This window comes from Bradyrhizobium sp. Leo78 (assembly GCF_059512425.1).
In genome coordinates, this window is the sequence record NZ_JCAMOT010000017.1 from 139993 (window position 1) to 155025 (window position 15033).

Sequence of the window (15033 nt, forward strand, 5' to 3'; positions counted from 1 at the left end):
AACGCGACCGAAATGGCTGCCGGAGGCAGCTGGCGGAGACGGAGGGATTCGAACCCTCGATAGGCCTTTACAAGCCTATAACGGTTTAGCAAACCGCCGCCTTCAGCCACTCGGCCACGTCTCCGGCAGCGCCGATATGCACGACGCGCGGGCGAGCCGCAAGCGGCAGATTGAGGGGACACCGGACTGTGCGTCGGCGTTGGCGCCCCGAGGCCCGATTACGCTGTGGATAACATCTGACGTTTAACACGCGACTCGATCGGACAGTATCGATCTTGAAAGCGGGGTTTCGCAATAATTATAGTTATTTCAATGAGTTATAGTAAGGGCGGCTTGCCAAGGGATGGGGCAGGCCGTCACGGCCGGCCTTCGCGGCGCTGAATCCTAACGTTACCGGTGTCGAGGGATAACGCGGACTGTCAGGCGGTTGAAAGCCCCAGGGTTCCCTGTTCCGGCAATTTTGCCTCGGCGCCTATGGCTTGCAGCCCGGCTCAGACGATCTCGCCCTTCTTCGTCCTCACAAATGGCGCTCCGAACCAGCAACACGCCGGGGAGTTCAAATCAGGACGAAAAGAGGGGGCAATGCTCGATAGGGATCGACAAGCCGAACTGAAAGGCGGCGCCCAGCGAAGAAGGGAATGCCAGATGGGCCGCTTTCTCGCGATTTTGGTTTTTGGCGTGGCCATGCCGACGGAGGTGTGGGCGAAGTGCGAGTGTCAGTGCGTCAACGGGCGGATGCAGCCGATCTGCACAAATCCCGGCGAACTTCTTCCGCCAAATTGTCCAATGACCGCGTGCCCGATGACGGGGCCAACGATCGTGCCGATCCAACCTCCGCAACCGCCGCCGCCCGGGACTTCCGCGTGTTCGCAACAGCAGGGACGCCGCGTCTGTCGTTAAGCGCGCTGCGCGGGACCGCCAACCTGTCCCGCCATTCGCCACTCGCTATTCGCCTATTCGACGCTGGCGCCGCGGTGGAGGTCGGCTTCGATCTGCAGCCGCGTGCCGCCGCCGAACCGGGCGCGATAGACCTGCAGGTTCTCCATGATCCGTTGCACATAGTTGCGCGTCTCGGAGAATGGAATCAGCTCGACCCAGTCGACCGCGTCGACCTTGGGATCGCGCGGGTCACCGTAGCGATCGATCCATTTCCTCACGCTGCCGCGGCCGGCATTGTAGGCCGCGAAGGTGAGGATGTAGGAGCCGCGATAGTCCTCGAGCAACCCGCCGAGCTCGGCGGCGCCGAGCGCGGCGTTGTAGACCGAGTCGGTCTTCATCCGGTTCAGATCGAACGCGACGCCGGCGCGCTTGCAGACATAGCGCCCCGCATCCGGCGTGACTTGCATCAGGCCATAGGCCTGCGCCGGCGAAACCACGGCCGGATTGAATGCGCTCTCCTGTCGCGCGATCGCATAGACGACGCTTCGCTCGACTTCGGGTCCAATCGACCTGAACGACGGAATCCCGTTGATGGGATAGGCGTAGAAATCGAACGGCAGACCACGGTTGAGCGCGGCCTTGCCCATCAACAGCATCCCACGGGCGTCGCTATAGCGCGCCGTCAGCTCGCCGAGCCCGACCAGTGCGTCGGGATCGCCGTTTTCACCCATGTCGGCGAGCAGGGGAACCGCGAACTCGCGCGCGTCGACTTCATAGAGCAATTGCGCCGCGCGCACGATTTCCAATCGCTCGACGCCGCGGCCGCGTGCGCCCGGGACGCCGTTCAGCTCGATCTGCGGCAAGCCAAGCTTGGCCCGCGCGAGCTGGCCGTAATAGCTGGTCGACTGCTCGGCCGCGCGTAGATAGGCCGCGCGCGCCTCCTGGTTGCGACCGGCGGCCTCGGCGGCGCGGCCTTGCCAATAGCCGGCACGCGCCAGCGCGGTTGGATTGACGCTGCCAACGCCGATGCGGGCAAAGTGCTGCGCGGCGAGCCCGGGATCTCTGAGGAAGCGCAGTGCGATCCAGCCGGCGGTGAACTCCTGCTCGGTCTTGTAGATGTCGCGGGCGGGTAGCGCCGCATCGCGCGCGATCAGATAGGCGGAGCGGTTCTCGCCGACGTCGATCATCTTGCGCGCCAGCAGGCGCCGCTCGATCCACCATTCGTCGACATTGAACAGCCTCGCCGGATCCTTCGGCGCGCTCAACATCACCTGCGCCGCTTCCGCGAATTTCTCCTCGCGACGGAGCAACTGGATCCGGGCGAAGAGATAGCCGGTGTCGCCGTGCAGTTCGCGCGGCACCGCCTCCAGCAGCGCCCGCAGGTTGGATGCTTTCTTGTTGGCGGCGATCCGTGCCTTGGCGAGCGCGAGATAGCCCGAACCCAGCCGCTTGGCCGCCCGCAGGCCAGCAGCCTCCTGCTCGGTGCCATAGAGCATGGTGTCCATGCGCGCCTTGTGATCACCGGCGGTGAGCAGAGGGCCGAACATGTCCAGCGCGGTGGTCTCGGTGTCCTCGCTCATGGGATCGCTGCGCCAGGCTTCGCGCACCAGCCGCTCGGCATTGGCGCGGTCGCCGCGCGCGAGCATCGCCTTGGCCAGCGCGAGCCGGCCCTTGGCGGACAAGGGCGACTCGTTTTCGAACCACGCCCAGACTGCTGCATCTTCGCGGCGGTCGTCCCACAGCGCGGCCTCGAGGCGGCGGCGCAGGAAGGTCTGCGAGGGCCAGCTCGGATTGGCCGAGATGAAGGCGCGGTAGCGCTCGACCGAGGCGCCGTTGTTTTCGCTGCGCAGGATCAGCCACTCGGCGAGCTTTCGGGCGACGGGATCGGAGATCGTCGCCGCGACCTCGGTCGCATCGCCGGACTTCTGCTTGCGGACGAGCTCGATGACATTCTCGAGCGCGTCCTTGTCGCTCTGGGAGGTCGATGAGGTCGCGGCCACGGCGGCCGGCACCGTCGGCTTGATCCGGGCCGGCGCCGCATGCTGGCGCGTGGCTGGCGCCAGATGGGGCGGGGGCGGAGCAGGCGTGTTGGACGATGTCGCTTTGGGAGGGGCGGTATTCTTGGCGGCGGCGGTCGCTGGCGCGGTGGTGGCAGGCGTGGTTTTCGGAACCACGCTGCGCGCGATCGGCCGCGGTTTCGGCAAGGGAACATTTGGGCCGGCCGCGGCTTCTGCCATCGCGGACAAGGCGAACGCCAGCACCAGCGATGTTGCCAAGGCGGTCGATCGCAATGCGGCTGCGCGGGGGGAAGGGGTCACGGCTTTCCTCTGCGGCGGCGAATCATCTGATCGCTGAGGCCTTAGCTGTATTTGATTGAATATGTAGACAAATTGCTAAAAGTGTCGCGGGAAGCGAATATTTGCGCCATGACAGCGGCAAAATCGCGGCTCGCAATGGGAGGGGGACTGCGGCCCTTTCGCCCCGCCGCCGGACCCGATATGAATCGGCCTTTCTGACCCGCGCGCCGCAACCCTTAAGTGTTTGGAGGAAGTCCATGGCAGCCAAGACAAAATTTCGCGGCTCGTTCACCGCTTTGGTGACGCCATTCAAGAACGGTTCCGTGGACGAGGTGGCCTTTCGTGGCCTCGTGAACTGGCAGATCGGCGAGGGCACCAACGGCCTGGTTCCGGTCGGAACCACGGGCGAGAGCCCGACGCTCAGCCATGACGAGCACAAGCGCGTGGTCGAATGGTGTGTGCAGGAGGCCAAGGGCAGGGTGCCGGTGATCGCGGGCGCCGGTTCCAATTCGACCAAGGAGGCAATCGAGCTGTCGGAGCACGCCGAGCAGGCCGGCGCCGACGCCGTATTGGTCGTCACCCCCTATTACAACAAGCCGACCCAGGAAGGGCTCTACCAGCACTTCAAGGCGATTAACGATGCGATTGGAATACCGATCATTATCTACAATATCCCGCCACGCTCGGTGATCGACATGTCGGTCGATACGATGACGCGCCTGTGGGAATTGAAGAACATTGCCGGCGTCAAAGACGCCACCGCGAGCATGGTGCGGGTGTCGCAGCAGCGGGCGGCGATGGGGGAGGATTTCAACCAGCTCTCGGGCGAAGACGCGACCGTGCTCGGCTACATGGCCCATGGCGGCCATGGTTGCATCTCCGTGACCTCAAATGTGGCGCCGCGGCTGTGCGCCGAGTTCCACGCCGCCTGGCAGAAGGGCGACGTCGCGACCGCGCTGAAGGTGCACGACAAGTTGATGCCGCTGCACACCAACCTGTTCATCGAGAGCAATCCCGGGCCGGTGAAATACGCGATGTCGTTGCTCGGCAAGCTGGAGGAGCGGCTGCGGCTGCCGATGGTGCCGGTGTCGGAATCCACGCGCGTGGCGGTGCGCAGCGCCATGGTGCACGCCGGCCTCCTCAACTAAAGCCGGACGGGTTGCGCCAATGACTGGTCCGGTTGGCCAGGCGAGGAGAAGGGGCTTCGCATGCTGAAGGAGTTCCAAGAGTTCGCAATGAAGGGCAATGTCGTCGACCTTGCGGTCGGCGTCATCATCGGCGCGGCCTTCGGCGCCATCGTGAACTCCCTGGTCGGCGACGTCATCATGCCGATCATCGGCGCCATCACCGGCGGGCTCGACTTCTCAAACTACTTCACGCCGTTGGCGAAGTCGGTCACTGCCAACAATCTCGCTGACGCCAAGAAGCAAGGTGCCGTATTGGCTTGGGGCAGTTTCCTGACGCTGACCCTGAATTTCCTGATCGTCGCCTTCGTGCTGTTCATCGTGATCCGGCTCATGAACCAGTTGAAGCGCAAGCAGGAAACGGCGCCAGCGCCGCCGAAATTGACCCGTCAGGAAGAACTGCTCACCGAAATTCGCGATCTCCTCAAGAAATCCTGACGTGGCCGAGAAAAACGAACGTCCGATCAAAGTCGTCGCCGAGAACCGCAAGGCGCGCTTTAACTATGCGATCGAGGACACCATCGAGGCGGGCATTGCGCTGACCGGCACCGAGGTGAAGTCGATCCGCGGCGGCAAGAGCACGATCGCCGAGTCCTATGCGGATTCCAAGAACGGCGAGATATGGCTGATCAACGCCAATATCCCGGAATACCTGCAGGCCAACCGCTTCAATCACGAGCCGAAGCGCCCGCGCAAATTGCTGCTTCACAAGAAGCAGATCAGCAAGTTGATGGGCGCGGTCGACCGCGAGGGCATGACGCTGATCCCGCTCAAGCTCTATTTCAACGAGCGCGGTCGCGCCAAGCTGTTGCTCGCGGTCGCCAAGGGCAAGAAGCTGCACGACAAGCGCGAGAGCGAAAAGAAGCGTGACTGGGGCCGCGAGAAGGGCCGCCTGCTGCGCGCGCGGGGATAACGCTTCCATGTCCATCCGTCATTGCGAGCGAAGCGAAGCAATCCATAGCGCCGCAAGCGGAAGGATGGATTGCTTCGTCGCTTTCGCTCCTCGCAATGACGGCGGATGGAGAATAGCCCAATGAACCAGAAGAACCTGCTCGAAGTCGACTGGAGCAAGATCCCCGCGCCGACCGATGATGGCGGCGCCGGGCATCTGAAGGGCATGGCGATCCCGCCGGTCAGCCTGGTGGCGACGGACGATACGTCAGTGTCGCTGTCTTCGCTGAAGGGTCGCACCGTGGTGTTCGCCTATCCGCGCACCGGCGAGCCCGGCAAGATCGCGCTGGTCGACGACTGGGACATGATCCCGGGCGCGCGCGGCTGCACGCCGCAGACCTGCGCCTTCCGCGACCTGTTCGCCGAGCTCAAGGCCGCCGGCGCTGCCCACGTGTTCGGCCTGTCGACGCAGAGCAACGAATACCAGACGGAAATGGCGTCACGCCTGCATCTGCCGTTTCCGGTGCTCTCGGACGAGACGCTCGAGTTGACGCACGCGCTCAGACTGCCGACCATGGAGGTGGCGGGGCTGACGCTGATCAAGCGGCTGGCGCTGATCGTCGACGACGGGCGTATCACCCACGTCTTCTATCCGGTGTTCCCGCCCGACCGGAACGCCGGCGACGTCCTGGAATGGCTGCGGGAAAATCCGGTAGCGGGCTAGCCCAGATCCTTCCGCACCTGCGCAAAGACATCGCGGAACATCTTCGGCGTGAGCACGCCGGTATTCGTATTGTAGCGCGAGCAGTGATAGCTGTCGTAGAGGCGGATGTTGCCGGCCTCGTGCACCGCGGCGTGCGCAAAGGGCGCGGCGGCATTGCGCAGGCCGAGCGCCTTCACCGTCGATTCATGCGCGATGCGGCCGAGCAGGACGATGGCGCGCAGTCTTGGCATGGTCGCGATGGTCGCTGCCAGGAACTTTCGGCAAGTGTTGATCTCGATCGGCAACGGCTTGTTCTGTGGCGGCACGCAGCGCACGGCGTTGCTGATCCGGCAATCGACCAGCCGCAAGCCGTCGTCCGGCCGCGCCTCGTAGACGCCCTTGGCAAAGCCGAACTCCAGCAGCGTCGCGTAGAGCAGGTCACCCGCATAGTCGCCGGTGAAGGGGCGCCCGGTGCGGTTGGCTCCCTGCAGCCCGGGTGCCAGCCCGACGATCAGCAGCCGCGCCTCGGCATCGCCGAAGGATGCCACCGGCGAATTGAACCAACCCGGCTGCTTGGCACGCGCCTCGGCGCGAAACTCGGCGAGCCGCGGACAGAGCGGGCAGTTGCGGTCGGGTTCGGTGGAGGCGGGAAGGAGGCTAGTCGTCGAAATCGTCGTCATCGGCCCGGGGCGCCGTGGTCGTGGCGCGCTGCAGGAATTGCGGCGCGTGGTGGCGAGACTCGCCGCGCTCGCGCGGGGCCGGGCGCTCGGACGGGTCGCGGCCGAGCTTGGATTGCAGTTCCACCAGGTCGGTGAAGACGTCGGCCTGGCGGCGGAGTTCGTCGGCAATCATCGGCGGCTGGCTTGCGATGGTCGAGACTACGGTTACCCGGACGCCGCGCCGCTGCACCGCCTCGACGAGCGAGCGGAAATCGCCGTCGCCGGAGAACAGCACCATCTGGTCGATATGTTCGGCGAGTTCCATTGCATCGACCGCGAGCTCGATGTCCATGTTGCCCTTCACCTTGCGGCGGCCGCTGGCGTCGATGAACTCCTTGGTGGCCTTGGTGACGACGGTGTAGCCGTTGTAGTCGAGCCAGTCGATCAGCGGCCGGATGGACGAATACTCCTGATCCTCGATGATCGCCGTGTAGTAGAACGCGCGGAGCAGGGTGCCGCGGCTCTGGAATTCCTTCAGCAGGCGCTTGTAGTCGATGTCGAACCCGAGCGTCTTGGCGGTTGCATACAGATTGGCTCCATCGATAAAGAGCGCGATCTTGTTGGAAACGGGTGACGACATCAAAGTTTCTCGCCTTTTGTTAGCTTCTCGGCGCAGCGGCGACGAGCCGCGCACCTTAATTCTGCGTTGCAGCCTAAAGTCCGGTGAATCTTCCCCCAACGACAGTCACCATCGCAATTATGGTGAGGCGAGGGCGAAATACCTACACTTTTGACGATGCAATGAAGTGAGTTACTTGTCCACAACGGCGTCCCGCCGCGTTACGGACGCTCCGGCCTTCTGGCCCCGTCACGGGTTAGCAGAGGTTTGGGCGAAGGCAAATCACAAATTTAATGTTGCGAAACCCCGCCTCGCCCTATAACTAACGCACAATAATCAGCAAATTCTGTCCCACTTAACGGAGCGACAGCATATGGCGCGCGTCACCGTCGAAGATTGCATTGATAAGGTCGACAACCGGTTCGATCTGGTCCTGTTGGCTGCCCATCGCGCTCGGATGATTTCCTCGGGATCACAACTCACGGTTGATCGAGACAACGACAAGAACCCGGTGGTATCGCTCCGCGAGATCGCCGACCAGACCATTTCCCCGGAGGACCTGCGCGAGGAACTGGTGCACTCGCTGCAGAAGTTCGTCGAGGTCGACGAGCCGGAGCCCGACACCGTGCCGCTGATCGGTTCGGCTGGCGCCAGCGTCGATGCTGATGATACCGAAGTGGCGATGGAGCGGATGACTGAGGAAGAGCTGCTGAAGGGCCTCGAGGGCCTCGCGCCGCCGGAGGAGCAGCCCGAAGAGGACGAATAGGTCCTCGCTGCGGTCACCCAACACGGTTGAATTGGCTGAAGGCCTGGGCACTGCCCGGGCCTTTGCTTTTGTTGACATTCTGGTCGCGAGATGCGTCCCTGAAGCCTTGACGGAAATTGAACGATTTTCGGCTCGAACAGGCTAAAGCTTGGTTCGAAATCGCACTAGATTAGAGCCGCAAGCTCAGTCGGCTCGATAGTTGAGGCAGCAATTCCATGGCGTATTGGCGCCGCACACCCCGCCAGATGCAGGCTGCGACCGACGCGGTCGCGGTGGCGCCTGACTCCACGGTGGTGCAGAAGCCGCTCAAGCCGCGCGCCCGCATGATGCGGCAGTACGACCTGGTCGAGCGCGTCCGCTCCTACAATCCCGATACCAACGAAGACCTTTTGAACCGCGCCTATGTCTACGCCATGAAGGCGCATGGCACCCAAACCCGGGCGTCGGGCGATCCCTATTTCTCGCACCCGCTCGAAGTGGCGGCGATCCTGACCGGCCTCAAGCTCGACGACGCCACCATCGTCGCGGCGCTGCTGCACGACACCATCGAGGATACCGAGGCGACGCGGGCCGAGATCGACCAGGTGTTCGGCCACGAGATCGGCGCGCTGGTGGAGGGGCTGACCAAGTTGAAGCGGCTCGAGCTCGTCTCGCGCGAGGCCAAGCAGGCGGAGAACCTGCGCAAGCTCCTGCTCGCGATCGCCGACGACGTCCGCGTGCTCTTGATCAAGCTCGCCGACCGCCTGCACAACATGCGCACGCTGGAGTTCGTGCCGCCGGCCTCACGCCGCCGTATCGCCGAGGAGACGCTGGATATCTACGCGCCGCTCGCCGGCCGCATGGGTATGCAGGAGATGCGAGAGGAACTCGAGGACCTCTCGTTCCACGTGCTCGATCCGGAAGCTTATGCGGTGGTCAAGCATCGGCTGGATGCGCTCGCCGAGCGTAACCGCAATCTGATCGGCGAGATCGAAAGCCAGCTTTCGAAGAACCTGCAGAAGAACGGCCTCAGCGCACGCGTCTACGGCCGGCGCAAGCAGCCGTTTTCGATCTGGACCAAGATGGAGCGCAAGTCGGTCGGCTTCGAGCAATTGTCCGATATCTACGGCTTTCGGATCGTGCTTGCCGACGTCGAGGCCTGCTACCGCGCGCTCGGCGTCGTGCATACGACCTGGCCGGTCGTGCCCGGGCGTTTCAAGGACTACATCTCGACGCCCAAGCAGAACGACTACCGTTCGATTCACACCACCGTGATCGGTCCCGGCAAGCAGCGCGTCGAGCTGCAGATCCGCACCGAGGAGATGAACCAGATCGCCGAGTTCGGCATCGCGGCGCATGCGTTCTACAAGGATGGCACGGGTTCGCCGACCGAGCGGCTGAAGCACGAGTCCAACGCCTTCGCCTGGCTGCGTCACACCATCGGCATTCTCTCCGAGAGCGCCAATCCGGAAGAGTTCCTGGAGCACACCAAGCTGGAGCTGTTTCACGATCAGGTGTTCTGCTTCACGCCGAAGGGCAAGCTGATCGCGTTGCCGCGCAACGCCAATGTGATCGACTTCGCCTATGCCGTTCACACCGACGTCGGCAATAGCGCGGTCGGCTGCAAGATCAACGGCAAGTTTGCGCCGCTGTCCTCCGAGCTGCAGAACGGCGACGAAGTGGAGGTCCTGACCTCGAAGGCGCAGTCGGCGCCGCCGTCGGCCTGGGAAGCGCTCGCGGTCACTGGCAAGGCGCGCGCCGCGATCCGGCGCGCCACCCGCGCCGCGGTGCGCGACCAATATGCCGGGCTGGGCCGCCGCATCATCGACCGCCTGTTCGCCCGCGCCAAGATCGAATACGCCGACGACAAGCTGAAAGGCGCATTGCCGCGGCTGGCGCGCACCTCGATCGAGGACGTCCTGGTTTCCGTCGGCCGTGGCGAACTGAAAGCCTCCGACGTCGCGCGGGCGATGTATCCGGACTACAAGGAAGAGCGGCTGGTGCGCTACGGCACCAAGAAGGCGCTTGCCGCCAAGGCGCAGACGCCGCCGCATCCGGCCCGCGCAGCTTCGGTGATCCCGGTGCGCGGCATCAATTCCGAATTGCCGGTCAAGTTTGCGCCGAACGGCGGCGCGGTGCCGGGCGACCGCATCGTCGGCATCGTGACGCCGGGCGAGGGAATCACGATCTATCCGATCCAGTCACCGGCGCTGAAGGATTTCGAGGACGAGCCCGAGCGCTGGCTCGATGTGCGCTGGGACATCGACGAGACCATGCCGCAGCGTTTCCCGGCGCGGATCCTGGTCCACAACGTCAACGAGCCCGGCAGCCTCGCGCAGATAGCGACCGTGATCGCCGAGCATGACGGCAACATCGACAACATCCACATGTCGCGGCGCTCGCCTGACTTCACCGAGCTGACCATCGACCTCGAGGTCTATGACCTCAAGCATTTGAGCGCTATTCTCGCCCAGTTGCGCGCGAAGGCCGTGGTCGCACGGGTCGAGCGCGTCAATGGGTAGGTCATCGTCATTGCCGGGCTTGACCCGGCAATCCATCTTTTCAAGAAGATGGATGCGCGGGTCGAGCCCGCGCATGACAGTCTAGGTTTCTGGCAGCGAGTTACATGATGCCCGTTCCGCCGCTCCGCCTTGGGGTCAATGTCGATCACGTCGCGACGCTGCGCAATGCGCGGGGCGGGGCGCGGCCCGATCCGGTACGCGCGGCGCTCTTGGCCATCGAGGCCGGCGCCGATGGGATCACCGCACATTTGCGCGAGGACCGGCGCCACATCCGCGACGAGGACATGGCACGGCTGAAGGCGCAGATATCAAAGCCCCTGAATTTCGAGATGGCGGCGACCGACGACATGCTGCGGATTTCGCTCGCCACCAAGCCGCATGCCGCGTGCCTGGTGCCGGAACGGCGGCAGGAGCTTACCACCGAGGGCGGGCTGGACGTCGTCGGCCAGCACAATGCCCTAGCCCCGTTCATCGCGCGGCTCAGCGACGCCGGCATCCGGGTATCGCTGTTCATCGCCGCCGACCCCAGGCAGATCGAGATGGCGGCGAAGTTGAAGGCGCCGGTGATCGAGATCCACACCGGCGGCTGGTGCGATGCTGTCGTGGACGGTCATCGGGAAAAAGCGGAAGCCGAATGGCGGCGCATTGTCGAAGGCGCCAAGCTGGCGCAGGCGGCCGGGCTTGAGGTCCATGCCGGCCATGGGCTCGACTATGACACCGCCGAGACGATTTCGGCGCTGCCCGAGATCAGGGAACTCAATATCGGCTACTTCATGATCGGCGAGGCGATCCTGGTCGGCTTGAAGGAGACCGTCCGCGCCATGCGCGCGGCGATGGACCGTGGCCGGAAGGCGATCGAGGGTGCGGGCGCGGCATGATCCTTGGCATCGGCTCCGACCTGATCGACATCACCCGGATCGCCAAGGTGATCGAGCGCCATGGCGATCGTTTCCTCGATCGCATCTTCACCGACGTCGAGCGCGCCAAGGCGCTACGCCGCGCCAACAGCGAGAAGATGGTGGTCGCGACCTATGCCAAGCGTTTCGCCGCCAAGGAGGCCTGTGCCAAGGCGCTCGGCACCGGGATCATGCGCGGCGTCTGGTGGCGCGATATGGGCGTGGTGAACCTGCCCGGAGGGCGTCCAACCATGCGGTTGACCGGCGGGGCACTGGAGCGGCTCAGGCAAATCACCCCTGATGGCCTCAAGGCGCAGATCGACCTTTCGATCACCGACGACTGGCCGCTCGCGCAGGCCTTCGTCATAATTTCGGCGGTCGCACCGGCCAAACCTTGAGGTCGGTGGACGGTGCGGCGCTCCGGAATCGGGTAAAACTAAAAAATCATTGATTTTTCAATTGATTATGAAGTTTTAACGCGGCGCTTGATTGCGCGCCCCGTAACAACCGTCTAAAACGCCGCAGGGTAAACCGAGCCAGGGCAAATTCGGGTTCGCGCCGGGACTTGCTCTCTACACCAGACGTAGGAACCATCTTCGTGACGCGAGCGCGGAAAACGCGATTCGCGTGAGGAGCGCGTTCTGCCACCGCGCAGTTAAGGCAGTTGCGGGAATTGGGAAAGCGATGAGCGTGACCACAGGGACGAAATCCGAAAGCGGCCTAGGCGAGACAGTCCGGGTCGTCATCCATGCGCTGATCATCGCGCTCGTGATCCGTACCTTCCTGTTCCAGCCCTTCAACATCCCGTCCGGCTCGATGAAGGCCACGCTGCTGGTCGGCGACTACCTATTCGTGTCGAAATATTCCTACGGCTACAGCCACTACTCGATCCCGCTTTCGCCGCCCTTGTTTTCCGGCCGCATCTTCGGCTCGGAGCCGAACCGCGGCGACATCGTCGTCTTCCGCCTGCCGAAGGATGATTCGACCGATTACATCAAGCGCGTGATCGGGCTGCCCGGCGACCGCATCCAGATGAAGGAGGGGCTGCTCTACATCAACGACGCCCCCGTCAAGCGCGAGCGGCTCAGCGATTTCATCGGCGAGGACCCCTGCGGATCCGACGCGACCGCGCGCGTCAAGCGCTGGAAGGAGACGCTGCCCAACGGCGTCAGCTATGAGACGCTGGATTGCGTCGACAATGGCTTCTACGACAACACCAATGTCTACACCGTGCCGGCCGGCCACTTCTTCATGATGGGAGACAATCGCGACAATTCGACCGACAGCCGCGTGCTGTCGGCGGTGGGTTACGTGCCCTTCGAGAACCTCGTTGGCCGCGCGCAGATGATCTTCTTCTCGATCGGCGAGGGCGAGCACGCCTGGATGTTCTGGCGCTGGCCGACCGCGGTGCGCTGGAATCGCCTATTCACCATTGTGCGATGAAAGACGATACGCCTGTCATTCAGAGTCTTCCGACTGCCGGCGAGCCGAGCGAGCAGCCCGACGCGGTCGGCACCGCTGCGCCGAAGAAGAAGCGCAGCAAGGCCAGCAAGGCGGCCGCCGAGAAGGAGGCGGTTGCTGCAACCGAGGCGCGCATCGGCTACAAGTTCTCGGATCCGGCGCTATTGATGACGGCGTTCACGCATGTCTCCGCGCTGAAGCCCGCCACCCGCCACCGCGCCGACAGCTACCAGCGGCTTGAGTTCCTCGGCGACCATGTGCTCGGATTGATCATCTCCGACATGCTCTATCGCGCACATCCGCGCGCGGACGAGGGCGAATTGTCGAAGCGTCTCGCCGATCTCGTGCGCAAAGAAAGCTGCGCCGACGTCGCCGAGCAACTCGGTCTGCTCGACGACATCAAGCTCGGCATGGTCAAGGCGGTCGAGGGGGCGCGGTTGCGCAAATCCGTGCTGGGCGACGTCTGCGAGGCCGTGATCGGCGCGATCTTCCTCGACGGCGGCTACGAGGCCGCCGCGAAATTCGTCGAGCGGAACTGGATCGACCGGATGCGCAAGCTCCGCCGGCCGCTGCGCGATCCCAAGACCATGCTGCAGGAATGGGCGCAGAGCAGGGGCCTGCCGACGCCCGTCTACCGCGAGGTCGAACGCACCGGGCCGCATCACGATCCGCAATTCCGCGTTGCCGTCGACCTGCCGGGCCTGGCGCCGGCGGAAGGCGTCGGCCCGAACAAGCGCGCGGCGGAGAAGGCGGCGGCGTCCGCAATGATCGCCCGCGAAGGTGCCGGCAGCCATGACGGCTGAGTCGAGGGCGGAGGCCGATCCGGCCGGGACACGTTGCGGCTTCGTCGCCCTGATCGGGGCGCCGAACGTCGGCAAGTCGACGCTTGTCAACGCGCTGGTCGGCTCGAAGGTCACCATCGTCTCGCGCAAGGTGCAGACGACGCGTGCGCTGATCCGCGGCATCGTGATCGAGGGCAATGCGCAAATTATCCTGGTCGACACGCCCGGCATCTTCGCGCCGCGGCGGCGGCTGGACCGCGCCATGGTGTCGACCGCGTGGAGCGGGGCGCATGACGCCGACCTCGTCTGCGTGCTGCTCGACGCCAAATCCGGCATGGACGCGGAAGCCAAGGCGATCTTCGCCAAGCTCGATAGCGTGGCCCATCCGAAGATCCTGGTGCTGAACAAGATCGATCTGGTGCCGCGCGAAAAGCTGCTGGCGCTGGCGAAGGCCGCCAATGACCGCCTGCGGTTCGAGAACACTTTCATGATCTCGGCGTTGTCAGGCGACGGTGTGGACGATCTGCGCAGGGCGCTGGCAGGCATGGTGGCCGCCGGGCCGTTCCTCTATCCCGAGGACCAGATGTCGGACGCGCCGATGCGGCACCTGGCGGCGGAGATCACGCGGGAGAAGATCTATCAGAAGCTCCACCAGGAGCTGCCGTACCAATCGACGGTCGAGACCGATAGCTGGACCGAGCGCAACGACAAGTCGATCCGCATCGAGCAGACAATCTTTGTCGAGCGCGAGAGCCAGCGCAAGATCGTGCTCGGCAAGGGCGGCGCCACGATCAAGTCGATCGGCGCGGAGGCGCGGAAGGAGATCGCCGAGATCATGGGCGTCCCCGTGCACCTGTTCCTGTTCGTGAAGGTGCGCGAGAATTGGGGCGACGATCCCGACCGCTACCGGGAAATGGGACTGGAGTTTCCCAAGGAATGATCGGGCTCTTCCGATGAAAGTACCCAGAAACGTGCTTCTGTTCGAGGTGCTGCTGTATCTGTCGCTGACGCTGGACGCGCTGTCGGTGGCGTTCCAGGACCGCACCCCGGGTGGCGAGATGACCGAGCAGATGATCACGGTCGTCACCTGGCTGCAGGCCGGCCTGATCCTGCTCCTAGTCTACTTCGTTTACCTGGCGGCACAGCACCGCAAGAACTGGCCGCGCTGGGTGCTGGCGGCGGTGCTGTTGCTGTCGGTGATCTCGCTGTTGCAGGTGATCGGCACCACCGGCATCCAGCTCGACAGCGGCGTCGAGGTGATCTCCTGCGCGCTGACGGCCGCGGGACTCTATTTCTCCTTCACCGGCGACGCCCACGGCTGGTTCAACGCGTAGGGCCGAGTGGTCGCGTAGGGTGGGCAAAGCGAAGCGTGCCCACCACCTCTTGCACCGATCG

At 64.1% G+C, this 15033-nt stretch carries 15 protein-coding genes and 1 tRNA gene; 12 read left to right on the forward strand and 4 right to left on the reverse strand.

Features of this window, described 5'->3' with window-relative positions:
- Positions 1-30 precede the first annotated feature (30 nt).
- Positions 31-124: transfer RNA gene (locus tag AC5ZG1_RS22005), tRNA-Ser, on the reverse strand.
- Positions 125-953: 829 nt separating this feature from the next.
- Complete coding sequence (locus AC5ZG1_RS22010) at positions 954-3197, reverse strand: lytic transglycosylase domain-containing protein (protein WP_496134069.1); 2244 nt, start codon at positions 3195-3197, stop codon at positions 954-956.
- Positions 3198-3433: 236 nt separating this feature from the next.
- Here AC5ZG1_RS22010 and dapA point away from each other — a divergent pair, with 236 nt between their 5' ends.
- The 4 genes from dapA (at position 3434) to AC5ZG1_RS22030 (ending at position 5975) form a co-directional block, all read left to right on the forward strand.
- Complete coding sequence (gene dapA, locus AC5ZG1_RS22015) at positions 3434-4324, forward strand: 4-hydroxy-tetrahydrodipicolinate synthase (protein ID WP_496134070.1); 891 nt, start codon at positions 3434-3436, stop codon at positions 4322-4324.
- A gap of 60 nt (positions 4325-4384) precedes the next feature.
- A complete protein-coding gene (gene mscL, locus AC5ZG1_RS22020) occupies positions 4385-4798 on the forward strand; it encodes a large conductance mechanosensitive channel protein MscL (RefSeq protein ID WP_028166662.1) in 414 nt (137 codons plus the stop codon).
- 1 nt (position 4799) lies between these two features.
- Complete coding sequence (gene smpB / locus AC5ZG1_RS22025) at positions 4800-5273, forward strand: SsrA-binding protein SmpB (RefSeq protein WP_028166661.1); 474 nt, start codon at positions 4800-4802, stop codon at positions 5271-5273.
- 120 nt (positions 5274-5393) lie between these two features.
- Positions 5394-5975 carry a peroxiredoxin gene (locus AC5ZG1_RS22030; RefSeq protein ID WP_456644149.1) on the forward strand — a complete coding sequence of 194 codons (582 nt, stop codon included), beginning with the start codon at positions 5394-5396 and terminating at the stop codon, positions 5973-5975.
- Here the strand turns inward: AC5ZG1_RS22030 and AC5ZG1_RS22035 are convergent.
- Positions 5972-6634, reverse strand: coding sequence for a uracil-DNA glycosylase (locus tag AC5ZG1_RS22035; protein ID WP_456644148.1), 663 nt, complete (start codon positions 6632-6634; stop codon positions 5972-5974). The genes AC5ZG1_RS22030 and AC5ZG1_RS22035 overlap by 4 nt on opposite strands.
- Complete coding sequence (locus AC5ZG1_RS22040) at positions 6612-7253, reverse strand: LabA-like NYN domain-containing protein (RefSeq protein WP_028166658.1); 642 nt, start codon at positions 7251-7253, stop codon at positions 6612-6614. Before AC5ZG1_RS22040 ends, AC5ZG1_RS22035 begins: the two co-directional genes overlap by 23 nt.
- A 352-nt stretch (positions 7254-7605) precedes the next feature.
- Between AC5ZG1_RS22040 and rpoZ the strand changes: the two genes are divergently transcribed.
- From rpoZ to AC5ZG1_RS22080, 8 genes are all read left to right on the forward strand, one after another.
- Positions 7606-7998, forward strand: coding sequence for a DNA-directed RNA polymerase subunit omega (gene rpoZ / locus AC5ZG1_RS22045; protein ID WP_027583153.1), 393 nt, complete (start codon positions 7606-7608; stop codon positions 7996-7998).
- A 215-nt stretch (positions 7999-8213) separates the two neighbouring features.
- Positions 8214-10499, forward strand: a complete 2286-nt coding sequence (locus tag AC5ZG1_RS22050; RefSeq protein WP_456644147.1) for a RelA/SpoT family protein — start codon at positions 8214-8216, stop codon at positions 10497-10499.
- A 107-nt stretch (positions 10500-10606) separates the two neighbouring features.
- Complete coding sequence (locus tag AC5ZG1_RS22055; protein WP_496134071.1) at positions 10607-11377, forward strand: pyridoxine 5'-phosphate synthase; 771 nt, start codon at positions 10607-10609, stop codon at positions 11375-11377.
- Entirely contained in the window at positions 11374-11793 is a 420-nt protein-coding gene (gene acpS / locus AC5ZG1_RS22060) for a holo-ACP synthase (protein ID WP_496134072.1), read from the forward strand. Before AC5ZG1_RS22055 ends, acpS begins: the two co-directional genes overlap by 4 nt.
- A gap of 286 nt (positions 11794-12079) precedes the next feature.
- The gene (gene lepB / locus AC5ZG1_RS22065; protein ID WP_028166654.1) at positions 12080-12838 is read left to right on the forward strand and encodes a signal peptidase I; all 759 of its coding nucleotides are present in this window, start codon (positions 12080-12082) and stop codon (positions 12836-12838) included.
- On the forward strand, positions 12835-13659 hold the full coding sequence (rnc, locus tag AC5ZG1_RS22070; protein WP_028166653.1) for a ribonuclease III: 825 nt from the start codon (positions 12835-12837) through the stop codon (positions 13657-13659). The genes lepB and rnc overlap by 4 nt, the downstream gene beginning before the upstream one ends.
- Positions 13649-14578, forward strand: coding sequence for a GTPase Era (gene era / locus AC5ZG1_RS22075; protein WP_496134073.1), 930 nt, complete (start codon positions 13649-13651; stop codon positions 14576-14578). The genes rnc and era overlap by 11 nt, the downstream gene beginning before the upstream one ends.
- Before the next feature lie 13 nt (positions 14579-14591).
- Positions 14592-14972 (forward strand): hypothetical protein, encoded by a 381-nt coding sequence (locus AC5ZG1_RS22080; protein WP_028166651.1) that lies wholly within the window; start codon positions 14592-14594, stop codon positions 14970-14972.
- Positions 14973-15033: the final 61 nt, after the last annotated feature.

What these genes read in the sequence shown, in the direction of transcription:
- AC5ZG1_RS22050 (WP_456644147.1), top strand. Translation starts at nt 8,214, where the DNA reads ATGGCGTATTGGCGCCGCACACCCCGCCAGATGCAGGCTGCGACCGAC.
- AC5ZG1_RS22035 (WP_456644148.1), bottom strand. Translation starts at nt 6,634, where the DNA reads ATGACGACGATTTCGACGACTAGCCTCCTTCCCGCCTCCACCGAACCC.
- era (WP_496134073.1), top strand. Translation starts at nt 13,649, where the DNA reads ATGACGGCTGAGTCGAGGGCGGAGGCCGATCCGGCCGGGACACGTTGC.
- rnc (WP_028166653.1), top strand. Translation starts at nt 12,835, where the DNA reads ATGAAAGACGATACGCCTGTCATTCAGAGTCTTCCGACTGCCGGCGAG.
- AC5ZG1_RS22030 (WP_456644149.1), top strand. Translation starts at nt 5,394, where the DNA reads ATGAACCAGAAGAACCTGCTCGAAGTCGACTGGAGCAAGATCCCCGCG.
- lepB (WP_028166654.1), top strand. Translation starts at nt 12,080, where the DNA reads ATGAGCGTGACCACAGGGACGAAATCCGAAAGCGGCCTAGGCGAGACA.
- AC5ZG1_RS22080 (WP_028166651.1), top strand. Translation starts at nt 14,592, where the DNA reads ATGAAAGTACCCAGAAACGTGCTTCTGTTCGAGGTGCTGCTGTATCTG.
- AC5ZG1_RS22055 (WP_496134071.1), top strand. Translation starts at nt 10,607, where the DNA reads ATGCCCGTTCCGCCGCTCCGCCTTGGGGTCAATGTCGATCACGTCGCG.
- rpoZ (WP_027583153.1), top strand. Translation starts at nt 7,606, where the DNA reads ATGGCGCGCGTCACCGTCGAAGATTGCATTGATAAGGTCGACAACCGG.
- dapA (WP_496134070.1), top strand. Translation starts at nt 3,434, where the DNA reads ATGGCAGCCAAGACAAAATTTCGCGGCTCGTTCACCGCTTTGGTGACG.
- mscL (WP_028166662.1), top strand. Translation starts at nt 4,385, where the DNA reads ATGCTGAAGGAGTTCCAAGAGTTCGCAATGAAGGGCAATGTCGTCGAC.
- AC5ZG1_RS22040 (WP_028166658.1), bottom strand. Translation starts at nt 7,253, where the DNA reads ATGTCGTCACCCGTTTCCAACAAGATCGCGCTCTTTATCGATGGAGCC.
- acpS (WP_496134072.1), top strand. Translation starts at nt 11,374, where the DNA reads ATGATCCTTGGCATCGGCTCCGACCTGATCGACATCACCCGGATCGCC.